This window comes from Acinetobacter sp. Tr-809 (assembly GCF_011753255.1).
GTDB lineage: Bacteria > Pseudomonadota > Gammaproteobacteria > Pseudomonadales > Moraxellaceae > Acinetobacter.
On record NZ_VWVZ01000002.1, the window covers coordinates 1 to 14,004 of the forward strand.

Annotated in this window: 13 protein-coding genes and 1 rRNA gene; 11 read left to right on the plus strand and 3 right to left on the minus strand. The window is 39.4% G+C overall.

Features of this window, described 5'->3' with window-relative positions; genetic code table 11:
- The first annotated feature begins 5 nt into the window (after nt 1–5).
- From rrf to hisG, 6 genes are all read left to right on the plus strand, one after another.
- A 5S ribosomal RNA gene (gene rrf / locus F3J02_RS04130) occupies nt 6–120 on the plus strand.
- Between the two features lie 218 nt (nt 121–338).
- Nucleotides 339–1,787 carry an RNA polymerase factor sigma-54 gene (locus F3J02_RS04135; RefSeq protein WP_167247875.1) on the plus strand — a complete coding sequence of 483 codons (1,449 nt, stop codon included), beginning with the start codon at nt 339–341 and terminating at the stop codon, nt 1,785–1,787.
- Nucleotides 1,788–1,958: 171 nt separating this feature from the next.
- On the plus strand, nt 1,959–2,300 hold the full coding sequence (gene hpf / locus F3J02_RS04140) for a ribosome hibernation-promoting factor, HPF/YfiA family (protein WP_004655596.1): 342 nt from the start codon (nt 1,959–1,961) through the stop codon (nt 2,298–2,300).
- A gap of 138 nt (nt 2,301–2,438) precedes the next feature.
- Complete coding sequence (gene ibaG / locus F3J02_RS04145; RefSeq protein ID WP_005228821.1) at nt 2,439–2,690, plus strand: BolA family iron metabolism protein IbaG; 252 nt, start codon at nt 2,439–2,441, stop codon at nt 2,688–2,690.
- A 6-nt stretch (nt 2,691–2,696) separates the two neighbouring features.
- The gene (gene murA / locus F3J02_RS04150; protein WP_167247876.1) at nt 2,697–3,956 is read left to right on the plus strand and encodes a UDP-N-acetylglucosamine 1-carboxyvinyltransferase; all 1,260 of its coding nucleotides are present in this window, start codon (nt 2,697–2,699) and stop codon (nt 3,954–3,956) included.
- Entirely contained in the window at nt 3,953–4,642 is a 690-nt protein-coding gene (gene hisG / locus F3J02_RS04155) for an ATP phosphoribosyltransferase (RefSeq protein ID WP_005151374.1), read from the plus strand. The genes murA and hisG overlap by 4 nt, the downstream gene beginning before the upstream one ends.
- 45 nt (nt 4,643–4,687) lie before the next feature.
- Here the strand turns inward: hisG and F3J02_RS04160 are convergent, their stop codons facing one another.
- Together F3J02_RS04160 and F3J02_RS04165 are read right to left on the minus strand one after the other, a co-directional pair.
- Entirely contained in the window at nt 4,688–5,560 is an 873-nt protein-coding gene (locus tag F3J02_RS04160; RefSeq protein WP_167247877.1) for a sigma-70 family RNA polymerase sigma factor, read from the minus strand.
- A 5-nt stretch (nt 5,561–5,565) separates the two neighbouring features.
- A complete protein-coding gene (locus F3J02_RS04165) occupies nt 5,566–6,000 on the minus strand; it encodes a carboxymuconolactone decarboxylase family protein (RefSeq protein WP_167247878.1) in 435 nt (144 codons plus the stop codon).
- A 250-nt stretch (nt 6,001–6,250) separates the two neighbouring features.
- On the opposite strand from F3J02_RS04165, the gene hisD reads away from it, so the two are divergent.
- Nucleotides 6,251–7,540, plus strand: coding sequence for a histidinol dehydrogenase (gene hisD, locus F3J02_RS04170; RefSeq protein WP_167247879.1), 1,290 nt, complete (start codon nt 6,251–6,253; stop codon nt 7,538–7,540).
- Between the two features lie 61 nt (nt 7,541–7,601).
- Nucleotides 7,602–8,687 (plus strand): histidinol-phosphate transaminase, encoded by a 1,086-nt coding sequence (gene hisC / locus F3J02_RS04175; RefSeq protein WP_167247880.1) that lies wholly within the window; start codon nt 7,602–7,604, stop codon nt 8,685–8,687.
- Between the two features lie 14 nt (nt 8,688–8,701).
- On the opposite strand, the gene pabB is transcribed toward hisC, so the two are convergent.
- Nucleotides 8,702–10,045: an aminodeoxychorismate synthase component I gene (gene pabB / locus F3J02_RS04180; protein WP_167247881.1), complete on the minus strand. Its 1,344-nt coding sequence runs from the start codon at nt 10,043–10,045 to the stop codon at nt 8,702–8,704.
- Nucleotides 10,046–10,554: 509 nt separating this feature from the next.
- Between pabB and F3J02_RS04185 the strand changes: the two genes are divergently transcribed.
- The 3 genes from F3J02_RS04185 to F3J02_RS04195 all read left to right on the plus strand — a co-directional run bounded on the left by F3J02_RS04185 (nt 10,555) and on the right by F3J02_RS04195 (nt 13,997).
- The gene (locus F3J02_RS04185; RefSeq protein ID WP_167247882.1) at nt 10,555–11,544 is read left to right on the plus strand and encodes a DUF6160 family protein; all 990 of its coding nucleotides are present in this window, start codon (nt 10,555–10,557) and stop codon (nt 11,542–11,544) included.
- Between the two features lie 425 nt (nt 11,545–11,969).
- Complete coding sequence (locus tag F3J02_RS04190) at nt 11,970–12,803, plus strand: C39 family peptidase (protein WP_167247883.1); 834 nt, start codon at nt 11,970–11,972, stop codon at nt 12,801–12,803.
- A gap of 45 nt (nt 12,804–12,848) precedes the next feature.
- Nucleotides 12,849–13,997: a hypothetical protein gene (locus F3J02_RS04195; RefSeq protein ID WP_216076264.1), complete on the plus strand. Its 1,149-nt coding sequence runs from the start codon at nt 12,849–12,851 to the stop codon at nt 13,995–13,997.
- The last annotated feature ends 7 nt before the right edge of the window (nt 13,998–14,004 follow it).

The window sequence follows — 14,004 nt, forward strand, 5'->3', positions numbered from 1 at the left end:
AGTTTGCTGGCGACAATAGCAAGAGTGAACCACCTGATCCCTTCCCGAACTCAGAAGTGAAACCTCTTAGCGCTGATGGTAGTGTGGCACTTGCCATGTGAGAGTAAGTCATCGCCAGCTTTTAAATCTAAACACCCCCTCCGCTATCGCAGAGGGGGTGTTTTTATTGCGTGAAAGAAAATGACTCGTGGAGAATCAATCGAAAAATTAGACGTATGCTAGTTTTTTGAACAGATAAGTCAGTCGAAACGTATTTTCCTTGTATGCGGAAACATTGCTTTATGTTATAAATATTTTTATAGGCATGTTTTTTGCTTATTTTAATAAAAGGAAAGACTATGAAATTATCTGTTGGATTGAAAGTTGCGAACAGTTTATCGTTAACTCCTCAATTGCAGCAGGCCATACGTCTTCTACAGCTCTCAAGTTTAGAACTCGAACAAGAAATTCAAATTCAATTGGATAGTAATCCTTTATTGGAAAAAATCGAAGATTTAGGCACAACCGAAAGTCTTTCAACTCTAGAAGCAAAAGAGACAGGTGATTTAACTACTGAACTGAATGCGGATCATCTTCCAAATGATTTACCAGTTGATACTGAATGGGATGATATTTATACCCATCAATCGACTGCACTGGCTTCGCCAGAGTACGAAGAGCGAGAGGATAACCGTCAGATACAACTGAGCCTCAAAGAGCATATTTTAGATCAAGTCAATCTTTTGCATTTTTCGACTGTAGATAAGTTGATTGCATATTGCATCGTAGACTCTCTGGATGATAAAGGATTCCTAGATGCAGAGTTGGATGATATTTTACTTGCAGTTTCACGTCTCTTACAGGAGATGGAGAGCGAGGAAGAGGTTGAGCAAGATGAAGTGATTGTGGTTTTAAAACATATTCAGCGTTTAGATCCTGTTGGTGTGGGTTCAAGAAACCTAGCGGAATGTTTAAAAATCCAACTTGAAAGCTTTAATGAAAAAGTTCCTTATCTTTCAGAGGCTAGGAATTTACTGAAGTATTATGAGTTGTTGATTTCGAATGATTTGAATAAGTTGTTAAAGCAAACAGGGTTATCTAAAGAACAATTAAAAAGTGCTGTTGATTTGTTAAAAACTTTAAAACCTTACCCTGGTTTGGAATTTAATCAACAAGAATCTGAGTACCAAGTTCCAGATGTTGTGGTGGGGAAAAAAGATCAGCATTGGCAAGTTCAGCTCAATCCAGATGTTATGCCTAAGCTACGTATCAATTCTTTTTATTCAGGTATGATTCGTCGTGCTGATCAAAGTGATGATAACGTTTATTTGCGTAATCAAATGTTGGAAGCGAAGAATTTTATCAAGAGTATTGATGAGCGACATAAGACTTTATTAAAAGTGGCAACTTGTATTGTTGAACATCAACGCGCTTTCTTGGAGCAAGGGCCAGAAGCGATGAAACCCTTGGTACTCCGCGATGTTGCCGAAGAAGTTGAATTACACGAATCAACGGTATCTCGCGTTACAACCAATAAATACATGCTGACACCACGTGGTTTATTCGAGTTGAAATATTTCTTTTCCAGTCATGTGGGTACAACAACGGGTGGTGAAGCTTCATCGACAGCGATCCGTGCCATGATTAAAAAACTGGTGTCGAATGAAAATCCACGTAAGCCTTTGTCGGATAATGCAATTGCTGAGATGCTGAAAGATGAGGGGATCGAGGTGGCTCGGCGAACGGTCGCAAAATATCGTGAATCGTTACATATTCCTTCATCTTCTGAAAGAAAAGTCTTGATCTAAATTTTAAGGTATGACTATTCTAGAGGTTCATTATTACGAAATAATGAATTTTTTTAATGATCACTAGAGGAATCGCTGAAATGATTTAATGGATATTGGCCACAGATTGATGTGCATTAAATTTGCTTGAGCGATTTTCTTGTATCCTGAGAAAAGGTGAGGGATAGAATTATGCAAATAACAATTCGTGGACATCATTTAACCATTACACCAGCCATTGAAGAAAATATAAAAGAAAAGTTTAGTCAAATGACCAAGCATCTAGATCAGGTCAATAGTATGCAAATCAAACTGGCTAAAGATCATCAGATTGATAAACGTTCACACAAAGGAAGTGCAAACCATATTGCAGAAGCGATTATTCGTTTGCCGGGGGTGGAACTGTTTGCACAGGCGACAGCCGATGATATGTATACTTCGATTAGAAAACTTACAGATAAATTAAAACGTCAGCTTGCAAAGCATCGAAAAATTCAATGTTCGTATCAGCATGAACTGGCACTTTTGAGTTAGTTTTTATTTTTATAGAAGAGGCTTTTGATAGAGCCTCTTTTTTTTATTGATAAAAAAAGAAACTGCTTACTGAATTATGTGAAAAAGTTATAGTAAAATAGCTCGTTTTACACCAATGGTTGTATAAGAGGTCTTGGAATGAATAGTGAGCAGCTCACGCAAATTTTAAAAGAAGCTTTCCCTGAAGCAGAAGTAGCGGTGAGCGGACAAGCTGGGAAATTTGACCTTCGTATTGTTGATGATCAGTTTGAAGGTAAACGTACCGTTGCTCGTCAACAATCGGTTTATGCACCTCTAAATTCTTATATTGCGAGTGGTGCAGTTCATGCTGTAACGATTCGCGCAATGACAAAAGACGAATGGCGCAAAGCAAGCCTTTTCGGAGCTTAAATATTAATGGATAAATTTTTAATTACGGGCGGTGTTAAGCTCGAAGGTGAAGTACGCATTTCTGGTGCTAAAAATGCGGCTCTACCTTTACTTGCAGCAATGATTCTTGCTGATTCTCCGATTACCTTGACGAATGTTCCAAATTTAAAAGATGTAAACACATTGGTTAAGTTGATTGCGGGTCTTGGCGTAACCATGAGCTATGAAGGTGAAACGGTTCGTGCTGATGCTTCGACATTAGATAATCAATTCGCGCCATATGAACTCGTAAAAACCATGCGTGCTTCGATTCTCGTGCTTGGTCCATTGTTGGCACGGTATGGTAATGCCAAAGTATCTTTACCTGGTGGCTGTGCGATTGGTTCACGTCCAGTCGATCAACACTTAAAAGCTTTAGAAGCTTTAGGTGCACAGATTGAAGTTGAAAATGGCTATGTCCATGCTTCAGTTGATGGTCGTTTAAAAGGCGGTGAAGTTGTCTTTGATATGGTGACCGTTGGTGGTACCGAGAACATCTTGATGGCTGCTGCACTTGCTGAAGGTGTGACCACGATTCGTAATGCTGCTCGTGAACCAGAAATCACCGATCTTGCGCAAATGTTGATTAAGATGGGCGCTAAAATTGAAGGTTTAGATACGGATACTCTAGTTGTTACCGGTGTTGAAAGTTTACATGGGTGTGAATATGCAGTTGTTGCAGACCGTATTGAAACAGGTTCATATTTAGCTGCCGCTGCCATTACTGGTGGGCGAGTGAAAACCACCCATACTGATCCTGCATTATTAGAAGCAGTATTGGATAAGTTTGAAGAAATGGGTGCCGAAGTCACGCGTGGTGATGACTGGATTGAATTGGATATGCAGGGTAAACGTCCTAAAGCTGTGAGCTTTAGAACATTGCCGCATCCAGAATTTCCGACAGACATGCAAGCGCAAATTATGGCAGTCAATGTGATTGGGCGTGGCTTTGCAACCATTTCTGAAACCATTTTCGAAAACCGTTTTATGCATGTACCAGAACTTTCACGTATGGGTGCTAACATCCAAGTTGAAGGACATGATGCGGTCGTAACAGGTGTAGAAACACTTCAGGCTGCACCTGTAATGGCAACGGATTTACGTGCTTCATTTTCGCTTGTTTTAGCTGCTTTGGTTGCTGAAGGTGAAACACTGGTTGATCGTATCTACCATATTGATCGTGGTTACGAACATGTGGAAGAAAAATTGCAAAGTTTAGGTGCTCAGATTAAGCGAGTGAAAGGATGAATGACTTAAGAAACGATGATCCAAATTTTGACGTAATGGGCAATTTTGATCATGGTTTAACTTTAGCACTCAGTAAAGGTCGTATCTTAAAGGAAACATTACCATTGCTTGAAAAGGCGGGTATTAATTTACTTGAAGATCCAGATAAATCACGCAAATTGATTTTTCCAACCACGCACAAAAAAGTTCGTATTTTGATTTTACGTGCTTCTGATGTTCCGACTTATGTTGAGAATGGTGCAGCAGACTTTGGTGTAGCGGGTAAAGATGTATTGATGGAACATGGTGCGCAACATGTTTATGAGTTGCTTGACCTAAAAATTGCCAATTGTAAGTTGATGACGGCGGGTAAAGTCGGCATGGAACGACCAAAAGGCCGTTTAAAGATCGCAACCAAATACGTCAACTTGACTCGTCAATACTATGCAAGCCTTGGTGAGCAGGTTGATGTCATTAAGCTATACGGATCAATGGAACTTGCACCTTTGGTTGGGTTAGGTGATTACATTGTCGATGTGGTTGATACGGGGAATACTTTACGTGCCAATGGTTTGGAACCATTAGAAGAAATTTGCAAAGTTTCTTCACGTTTAATCGTCAATAAGGCGAGCTTTAAGCGTAAGCAAGCGGTGTTAAATCCGATTTTGACGCAACTTGAACAAGCCATTAAAGCACGTCAAAACTAAGTTTTAGATTGAATTGAATAAATAGGTCAGCTTCGGTTGGCCTTTTTATTTGAGTTTATCTGGATTACGTAAAGAATAAATGCTTTGCAGTTGTTGCTGATCATTGAAAGCAAAAGTCAGTACCATGACACAATAATGGTCTGAGTTATAGAGTTTAAAACCGACACTGCCATTGATATGGCACATTTCCCAAGAGAGTTCATTCCACGCCTGAAAAAGCAAGCGTTCAAAGAAACGCAATATTGGCGGTTGGCCAATGAAAGGTTGACGAATAGCTGAGACTTTACCACCACCATCTGCAGCAAATTGGATATCTTCACTGAGTAATTGTGTGAGTTGATTCAAGTCATGTGAATGAATGGCGACCTTGAATGCATTGAGTAAGTTGATTTGCTGCTGCGTAGGGTGATTGGTGAGAACGTTGGGTTCATCTGCAATACGCTTTCTGCTACGGGCCACCAATTGTCGGCAATTACTTTGTTGTTCTTGAAGGATTTCCGAAATTTCAAAGTAATCCAGATTAAAGATATCATGTAGTAAATATGCTGCACGCTCTTTGACTGAAAGTTTTTCAAGAACCAAAAGGAAAGCGGTGGAGAGTGTATAGTCAGATTCAACCGAGAATGTTTCTGTATGATGATAGGGTTCAGGTAACCATGTTCCAGTATATTCAGTTCTAGATCTATGGTGAGCACGCAGCAGATCAATACAGTGGCGTGTACATACAGAAGTTAGCCAAGCTTGAGGATTGAGAATATCTTGCTTAGGTTGCTGCTGCCATTTTATAAAAATATCCTGTAAAACATCTTCCGCATCACTTGTTGTTCCCAATAGTCGATAAGCAAGACCGAACAGAAATGTTCGGCTCGCCTGAAATATATTAAAGTCTTGTTCAGTTAAAACTGTTATTGGTCTCATTGAATTTAATGCTGTGAAATTGCAATTCGATTCCATAAATTAATCATGCCAATCAGTAAAGTTAAAGCTGAAATTTGTGGCTCACTGAAATATTTTAACAGTGTTATACGTAACGGCTCATAATCAGCGAGCGGGTGCAAAGTCGTGAGTGCTTCAACCCAAGCAAAGGCGGCTTTTTCCTGATCCGTATAATCATTGCAATGTCGCCATACGACCAAACGGTCCAAACGTGATTGTATTTCACCATCTGCTACAGCTTCTGCGATATGCATCTTCACACAAAAAGCACAGCCATTGATTTGTGAAGCGCGTAATAGAACAAGGTGATAAAGAGAGCGATCTATCAGGGCTGAATCGAGAATGTTTTGATGAACTTGATAGAGGTGATGAATTGACTCTGGTAAATGTTTTTTAGGATGAATGTTGAGCGTCGTCGTCATAGTGTTCCTGATTAAAATCAAAGTAGGTACTCATTTGACGACTCAGCCTTTTGTTTTGTGACAAATGGAATAAAAAATTTAATTTTTGTTCTGGTTGCTAAATATTTTGATTAAGGAGATAAAAGTAAAAATTGTAGATTGATCGAAGAACCCTCTCTTTTCGATTGATTTTTTTAGCCTATATTGTGCCCACAAGTACACTGAAAAAGAGTAAACTTAGCGCTCTCTTATTCGCCTTGTGGGTAAATTGATGCGACGTTTATCGACTCAGGATCAGAACTTTAAACAGACTTTTGCTGAGCTTTTGGCTTTTGAAACTGTGAATGATCCTCAATTAGTACAAACTGTAGACCAAATCATTGCTGATGTCCGTCAGCATGGTGATGATCATGTACTTAAATTAACGCAACAGTTCGATCGACATCCAGCGCATCAATTCTCTGACTTAGAGCTGACTCAAACACAGCTTAAAACCGCATTTGATGGTTTAAGTGTTGAAATCCGTGAGGCATTAGAACTTGCTGCAAAACGCATTCGTTCTTTCCATCAGGCACAAAAGCAGGAAGGTTGGACCTATGTCGACGAGTTGGGTAATACCCTAGGTCAAAAAGTCACACCGCTGGATCGTGTTGGAATTTATGTACCAGGTGGATTAGCCTCTTATCCATCATCAGTACTTATGAATGCTTTGCCTGCACATGTAGCCGGTGTCCCAGAAATTATCATGGTAGTTCCTGCGCCAAATGGTGAGTTGAATCCATTGGTATTGGCAGCTGCTTATTTGGCAGGCGTAAGCCGAGTGTTTACTATTGGCGGTGCACAGGCCGTTGCAGCATTGGCTTATGGAACACAAACCATTCCTGCGGTCGATAAAATTACGGGGCCGGGCAATCGATTTGTAGCAGCCGCAAAACGTGCGGTCTTTGGTCAAGTTGGTATCGACATGATTGCAGGACCTTCGGAGATTTTGGTCTATGCCGAAGGGGAAAATAATGCTGAATGGTTAGCCATGGACGTATTGTCTCAAGCTGAGCATGATACGGTTGCACAAGCGATTTTCATTACTCCAGACGAAACGCTGTTAAATGCAGTTGAAGCAGCGATTGAAAAGCATTTAACTGAATTACCAAAAGCCGAAATTGCCAAAACATCGATTCAAAATCGTGGTGCATTGGTGTTGGTAAAAGATCGTGCAGAAGCAGTTGAACTGATTAATCAGGTTGCACCAGAGCATTTAGAACTCTGTCTTGATGATGCTGAATTGATGAGTCAGGAGATTCGTCATGCGGGTGCAATCTTTATGGGACGTTATACCCCAGAAGCCATTGGTGATTATTGTGCTGGTCCAAACCATGTCTTACCGACATCAGGTACCGCACGTTTTTCTTCACCACTGGGTGTTTATGATTTTCAAAAACGCTCTAGCTTGATCATGTGCTCTCAAGAGGGCGTGAAAAGCTTGGCAAAAGCAGCGGATGTGTTGGCAGTACAAGAAAATCTTGATGCCCATGCGCGTTCAGCCCGTTATCGTTACCAATAACCGATTCAAAGATTGATAGGGGCTGGTTAGCCCCTTTTTTAGGATACATGAGAGTAGAACAATGACGTTTACAGCAGAGCAAATGCGTTTTTGGAGCCCAGAGGTTCGTGAGTTAGAACCTTATGTTCCGGGTGAGCAACCTAAAATTCAGAACTTACTCAAATTGAATACCAATGAAAATCCTTATCCACCATCACCAAAAGTGGTGGAAGCAGTCCAAGCTGTTTTAGCAGATCATGCTGATGCGTTACGTCTGTATCCCGACCCAGATGCGATGGCTTTAAAGCAGGCGATTGCCAAGCAGCAGCATGTTGATGTGGGGCAAGTCTTTGTTGGTAATGGGTCGGATGAGGTATTGGCGCATATTTTTAAAGCGTTTTTTATTCAAAAAGAGCCAATTCTTTATCCCGACATTACCTATAGTTTTTATCCTGTTTATAGCCAATTTTTTGCAACGCAAACCAAGCAGATTCCTTTGAATGAAAAATTCGAAATTGATGTATCGGATTATGAGCAGGAAAATGGCGGGATCATCATTACCAATCCAAATGCGCCAACCAGCATTGCATTAGGATTAGCACAGATTGAGCAGGTGCTTAAGGCAAATCCAGATCGTGTGGTCGTGATTGATGAAGCCTATGTCGATTTTGGTGCTGAGTCTGCGGTGCAATTGGTCAATCGCTATGAAAATTTAGTGGTTTGCCAAACGACATCTAAGTCACGTTCATTGGCAGGCTTACGCGTTGGTTTTGCCATTGCACAAGCGCATTTGATTGCGGCACTTGAAGCCGTAAAGAATAGTTTTAACTCCTATCCAATGGATCGTTTTGCGATAGCAGCAGCCGTGGCTTCATTTGAAGACCAAGCTTATTTTGAAGCGCAATGTGCCAAAGTGATTGAAAGTCGAGAAAAACTAGTGGGCGATCTCACTGCCTTGGGTTTTGAGGTATTGCCTTCGAAAGCCAATTTTATCTTTGCCACGCACCCGCAATACGATGCTGCTCAGCTGGCTCAACAATTGCGTGAGCAGGGGATTATTGTGCGTTATTTCAATAAGCCACGCATTAATCAATTCTTACGTATCACGATTGGTACAGATGAACAAAACCAGCGTTTAGTCGATACACTTAAAATGCAAATTTTATAAATCTGTATTGAAGCCTACCGTTCAGATGTCTGCCATGTATTGAGTAAATCAAGCATGGCAGAAATTTTATCAAAGCATTCTTGATACTCTGCTTCTGCATCAGAAGCAATGGTGATGCCACCACCCGCCCACATGGATAATTGATTTTGATATTTTTGAATACTGCGAATCAAGATATTCCAACTACCTGTACCATCGAAATTAAAATAACCTAAGCTGCCACAATAAGCACCACGCGGCGCACCTTCTAATTCTTCAATGATTTGCATGGCACGAATCTTCGGTGCACCTGTGATTGAACCACCGGGTAGTGCAGACAATAACATTTGCATTGGATTGATTTCAGCTTTTAAGGTCGCGGTAATCTCGCTGACCATGTGATGAACTTGATTAAAGCTTTCAATTTCAAATAATTTGGTTGTTTCAACAGAGCCTGTTTCCGCATAGACACTCAAGTCATTGCGGAGCAAATCTACAATCATGACATTCTCTGCCTGATCTTTTTCAGATTGACTGAGTTTGTCCTTTGAGATCTGATCTTGCTGTGGATCATCAAAGCGTGGCATCGTGCCTTTAATTGGGCGCGTTTTAATTTCTCGATTGTTTTTAAACTCAATGAAGAGCTCAGGAGAGCAACTAAGCAATTCAAAATCGTTGATTTTGAGATAACCAGCATAAGGTGCTTGGGTGAGTTCCCATAAATCATTAGCACGGCTTAAGAGAGAACCTTGTACATGTGCTGTAAATTCTTGAGTGAGGTTAATTTGATAACAATCACCTGCTTTGATGTATTCCTGTACTTGATGAAAAGCATTTAAATATTCAGATTTAGACCAACGAGGACGGCATTGTTTGTCTAAAGAAAGTGCTGGCATTTGTTTGGGCTCATTGACCCGATTCAAAATTTCTTGATAAATATACTCAGCTTGATCTTCATTACTATAAAAGTACCAAGCATCTTCTTGAAATTTTAAAAAGCTTGAGTATTGACCCAAGAAAAAACTTGGCTGTGGATGTGCATCAATCTCAATGAATTGATCGGCACTATAGTCATAGCTAAAAAAGCCAATGTATCCACCATTAAAGCTATTATTACGATTAGATGTTGGCGCGTGGTGAAACTTAGAAAACTCTATTAGTGAAATTGCTTCATTGTTGCGTCTATATTGATTGAATTGTATTTGTTGAAATTGCTGAAGCTTAGCTTGTTGAAAAATTAAAAAATCTTGAGGTAAAAAGGCAATGACAGGTGTGCCTTGGTCATGCAAATAAACCAATCCAGTTAAATCATACAGTCGGGACAGAAGCTCAAATGCAGAAGTGGGTTGCGTATTAAGCTTTTGCTGAAAATAAGACATAAAAAGGGAATACTTGCGCTATATTTAGAGAGCGAAATTGTACTACATTCAAAAATATCAAACTTATGTTTAGCCTGCTGTTTGATTAAAAAACTGATGTTTCTAAGGTTCGATTGCGTAGATGGAATAAATGATGTATTTATCAAATTAGTATAAATAAAGCATTATTGTTAACACTTCCGATCTGAACTTTAGCGACGATAAATGGTGAATAGATTAGAGTTTAGATTTGATGTTCAAAAAAGCATGATAAAAATCATCAATAATTACATATTGTTGTAATGTTTTTTTAAAAGAGTTGCTGTTGAGTGTTTTATATGCCGTTTGTCGGTTTGTGGATAAAAAGCAGTTAACAGGAGTTGAACATAAAATAACAAACAGGTAATTTAGTAATTGCTAAGCGAACTACTCAAGGATTGGAAGTTCAAGTTGTCATTTAAGAATAAAACGACCGTGGACAGTTTAGAGTAGTGTAAGTCAAAAAATAAATGCTCTTGGGAGAGTGCTCAATGAAAATGTTTACTAAACTAGCTTTAGTTTCTTCAATGGCGATTAGCGCAAATGCAATGGCTATGCAGTCAATGGATGATGCTGCACTAAGCGCTGCAACAGGTCAAGATGGTATCAATATTGGTATCGGTATCTCTAAAGTTGAGATCGACAAAGTTTTAATTCATGATAATGATGGTTATAAATATGGTGTAGGTGGTGCTCCTGCTACTGCACCAGCTGCAGGCACTATTGGTGCAGGTGGTACGGGTGTTGCTGGTGCGATTGTTGTTAATAATATTCTTATTACACCAAATCAGGATAACTCTGGCGCAGAATTACTTGCTTCTCATAACTTAGCTGATTTAACGATTGATACGGATGCAGGTACTGGTGCGACTGGTGGTGCTTTCCTTAATGTTGCAGCAAAAGTATCTGGTTTAAATATCAAGCTAGGTAAAATTGAAGTTGCTGCTTCAGGTACAGCGGGTACTACGGGTATTCAGCGTGGTATAACAGGAACTTCTAATGAAATTTTATCTGGTTTAAGCATTAAAACAGGTAAAATGGATGCAAATATCCAATTAGGTGCTGCTCCTCAAGGTGCAATGATTAAGTTAAATACAACTTTAGCTTCTGGCTTAGAGATTGTAGATCTAGGTATTTTGGATAAATCAACAATTGGTCAACAAACTTTAACTGCTACAGCTAGTACGTTAGCGGGTGAAATTCATCTTGATAGCATTAAAGTAGCTGATGCTGGTCAAGCTGGTTTAACTATTAACACTGATATTAGCGTGGTAGGTGGAAGTACTGCAGCTGCGAATGATGGTTATTTAAGAATTATCAGCAAAGCACCTGCGGCTGGTACTGATGTTTATATCAAAGGTGTTCATTTAGGTAGTAAAACTGCGGGTTCAATTGGTGATGTAGAAATCCAAGGTTTGAAAACTTACTATGGGGCTGCTGGTACTTCATCTGGCTCAGTAATTACGATTTCTGGTCACTAATCATTTCCGAAACAAAAAAAGCGCTTTTGCGCTTTTTTTGTTTTTTAGAGGGTAAGTTTTTTAGCTCTAATTCTTGCTAATGAAAAATAAAGATAATAATTAATTGGTGGATGTAAATGATTTTACTGCTGTGTTGTTATTTTATGCCTATCCCTTATAGCTTTTAAGGTAACTTATTGGATTTCTACTTCTACAAATAAAAAGTTAAAGCTATAAATTATTGTTATAAAAATGTTTGCTTAAATGCGATATTTGTCAAATTGTAGGTGTAATAATAAAAAAAATAACATTCTGTCAAAAAAAACCAAAAAAAAGATGTATTTTCTTATAAAAGAAGGTATCTTCATCTTGCAGGGATGTAGTGTCATAGACACTAAAAATAAGATGAATAAGGCAAGTGCTGCCATTGTTAGAAAAAGAGACTTATGTTAGAGATCGCTTTAGGCTCGGCATTGATGTATTACTTTACAACGCAAGCCTTTGAAATAGAAAAAAAACCAGAGGGGGCTGTATATTATACAGAAACCTTGGACTCTCGCTATCCTTCCTTTACTCGTAATCACCGTGAAGCAGTTGTTATTAAACCTGCTACAGAGGATCAATTTAGGGGGATCGTACGTCAAGCCTATGATTATAGTTGTGGTTCAGCTGCATTAACAACTTTATTAAATGGCTATGGGGGATTACGTTTAACGGAACAGCAAACAATGAGTGGTCTACTCCAGTATGGAGAGTACCAGCGTATTATTGAGCGTCGTAGTTTCTCTTTGCTAGATATGAAACGGTTTGTCTCAGCTTTAGGGATTAATAGTGGGGGGTATCGTGGGGAATTTTCAGATCTTACCGCATTAAAGCAACCAGCAATTGTTCCTATTACTTATGCTGGTTTTAAACATTTTGTCGTATATAAAGCATATAAAGATGGAAGAGTTTATGTTGCTGATCCTGCATTAGGAAATATAAGTTTTGATGAAACTCGTTTTAAAGAAATATGGGATAACAATACATTGTTTATTGTTGATATTCCTCAACAATATCAAAAAAGCTTATTAGCATTGCAAGATGCAGATATGCGTCATGTTGAGGATGCAACAGTAAATAGGTATGCCCTAGCCGAAATTCAATTTCCAACACAAAAATTTGAACACCTTGCGGACAAAGCGTCAACAATGCGTCGGGTATTGGATGCGGATCCTAATTCAGAAACTTATAACCAACCGATCACGACCTATATGCGCTTATATTACAAGCGGAAGTAAATTTAGAAAAATCAGTAAAATTAATGTAATAGGATGCAAAGTAAAATGAATCGTACATGGATGAATATGAGTGTGTTGGCGTTAAGTTTAAGCGCAATCACATCAACACTTTACGCAGCAGAACAACAACCACCTGTTGAGCCTGTAACATCTGGAGCAGATCAGGCATCAGTAGCTGAAGTGCCGACGAAAGCAGTTACTGAAAGTGCAGCTGCTCCTGTCGTAGAGACAAATACCGTTGCAGAGGGGAGTCAGGCAGATCAGGCTGCGAGCGCCTTACAAAAAAAAGAAAGTGATGCAACACAGGAAACTAATTTACAAGAAGTATTCACTTCAAATGAACGTCAGTATTCATTAATTAAGAAAGGTATTTTTTCCTCTTATTATGATTTGGATTATACCTATTATCGAGATAGTCGTCTTGATTTGGCCTTGAATGATAGCAATAGTTCATTATCAAGATTACGTGTTGAAGAAGATGCAAACCACACCCTAACCAATACGTTTACGGTTCAGTATGGTTTATTGGACAATCTGACGTTATCTGCTTCCTTGCCTTTTGTGGCGAAAAAAGAGCTATTAAAAGATCAAACGACTGCGGGTTTAGGTGATATTAACTTTGGTGCACGCTGGGAACCTTTCCCATTAAAGCAAGGCCGTTTGCCATTGGTTTTATTTGGTAGCTTATCTACTAAAACAGGCGATAGCCCTTATGAGGTCGGGGTCGATGAGCTTTCAACTGGTAAGGGTTATTACTCGGTTGGTGCTGGGGCGAGTACACGTAAATATATTGATCCTGTCGTATTGTTTGCATCAGTTTCGACCAGTTATGGTCTTAAAGAGTCCGGGCTTAATCAATTGCGCGGCAGTCGTGTTTTAGAAAGCTTTGATCCTGGTCTCAGCGGTGGATTCTCTTTTGGTTTTGCTTATTCCTTTAACTATGACGTGTCTTTGACCATGTCATATCAACAAAGCTTTAATACGGGCGCAAAATTCTATTTTGAGAATGATGAGAGCTATAAATCTGCTGACCAGAGTAGTGCCATGCTGTCATTTGCTTTAGGTGTACGTGTATCTCCTGAAACAATTGTGAATGGTACCGTTGGAATCGGTTTAACGGAAGATGCGCCAGATGTTTCACTGGGCTTGTCTTTCCCGCTTGATATCATAGGTTTTGGTAAAAAAGTTCGTTAAGGAGATG

What these genes read in the sequence shown, in the direction of transcription:
- hisG (WP_005151374.1), top strand. Translation starts at nt 3,953, where the DNA reads ATGAATGACTTAAGAAACGATGATCCAAATTTTGACGTAATGGGCAAT.
- hisD (WP_167247879.1), top strand. Translation starts at nt 6,251, where the DNA reads ATGCGACGTTTATCGACTCAGGATCAGAACTTTAAACAGACTTTTGCT.
- hpf (WP_004655596.1), top strand. Translation starts at nt 1,959, where the DNA reads ATGCAAATAACAATTCGTGGACATCATTTAACCATTACACCAGCCATT.
- F3J02_RS04190 (WP_167247883.1), top strand. Translation starts at nt 11,970, where the DNA reads ATGTTAGAGATCGCTTTAGGCTCGGCATTGATGTATTACTTTACAACG.
- F3J02_RS04195 (WP_216076264.1), top strand. Translation starts at nt 12,849, where the DNA reads ATGAATCGTACATGGATGAATATGAGTGTGTTGGCGTTAAGTTTAAGC.
- F3J02_RS04135 (WP_167247875.1), top strand. Translation starts at nt 339, where the DNA reads ATGAAATTATCTGTTGGATTGAAAGTTGCGAACAGTTTATCGTTAACT.
- F3J02_RS04165 (WP_167247878.1), bottom strand. Translation starts at nt 6,000, where the DNA reads ATGACGACGACGCTCAACATTCATCCTAAAAAACATTTACCAGAGTCA.
- F3J02_RS04160 (WP_167247877.1), bottom strand. Translation starts at nt 5,560, where the DNA reads ATGAGACCAATAACAGTTTTAACTGAACAAGACTTTAATATATTTCAG.
- hisC (WP_167247880.1), top strand. Translation starts at nt 7,602, where the DNA reads ATGACGTTTACAGCAGAGCAAATGCGTTTTTGGAGCCCAGAGGTTCGT.
- F3J02_RS04185 (WP_167247882.1), top strand. Translation starts at nt 10,555, where the DNA reads ATGAAAATGTTTACTAAACTAGCTTTAGTTTCTTCAATGGCGATTAGC.
- pabB (WP_167247881.1), bottom strand. Translation starts at nt 10,045, where the DNA reads ATGTCTTATTTTCAGCAAAAGCTTAATACGCAACCCACTTCTGCATTT.
- murA (WP_167247876.1), top strand. Translation starts at nt 2,697, where the DNA reads ATGGATAAATTTTTAATTACGGGCGGTGTTAAGCTCGAAGGTGAAGTA.
- ibaG (WP_005228821.1), top strand. Translation starts at nt 2,439, where the DNA reads ATGAATAGTGAGCAGCTCACGCAAATTTTAAAAGAAGCTTTCCCTGAA.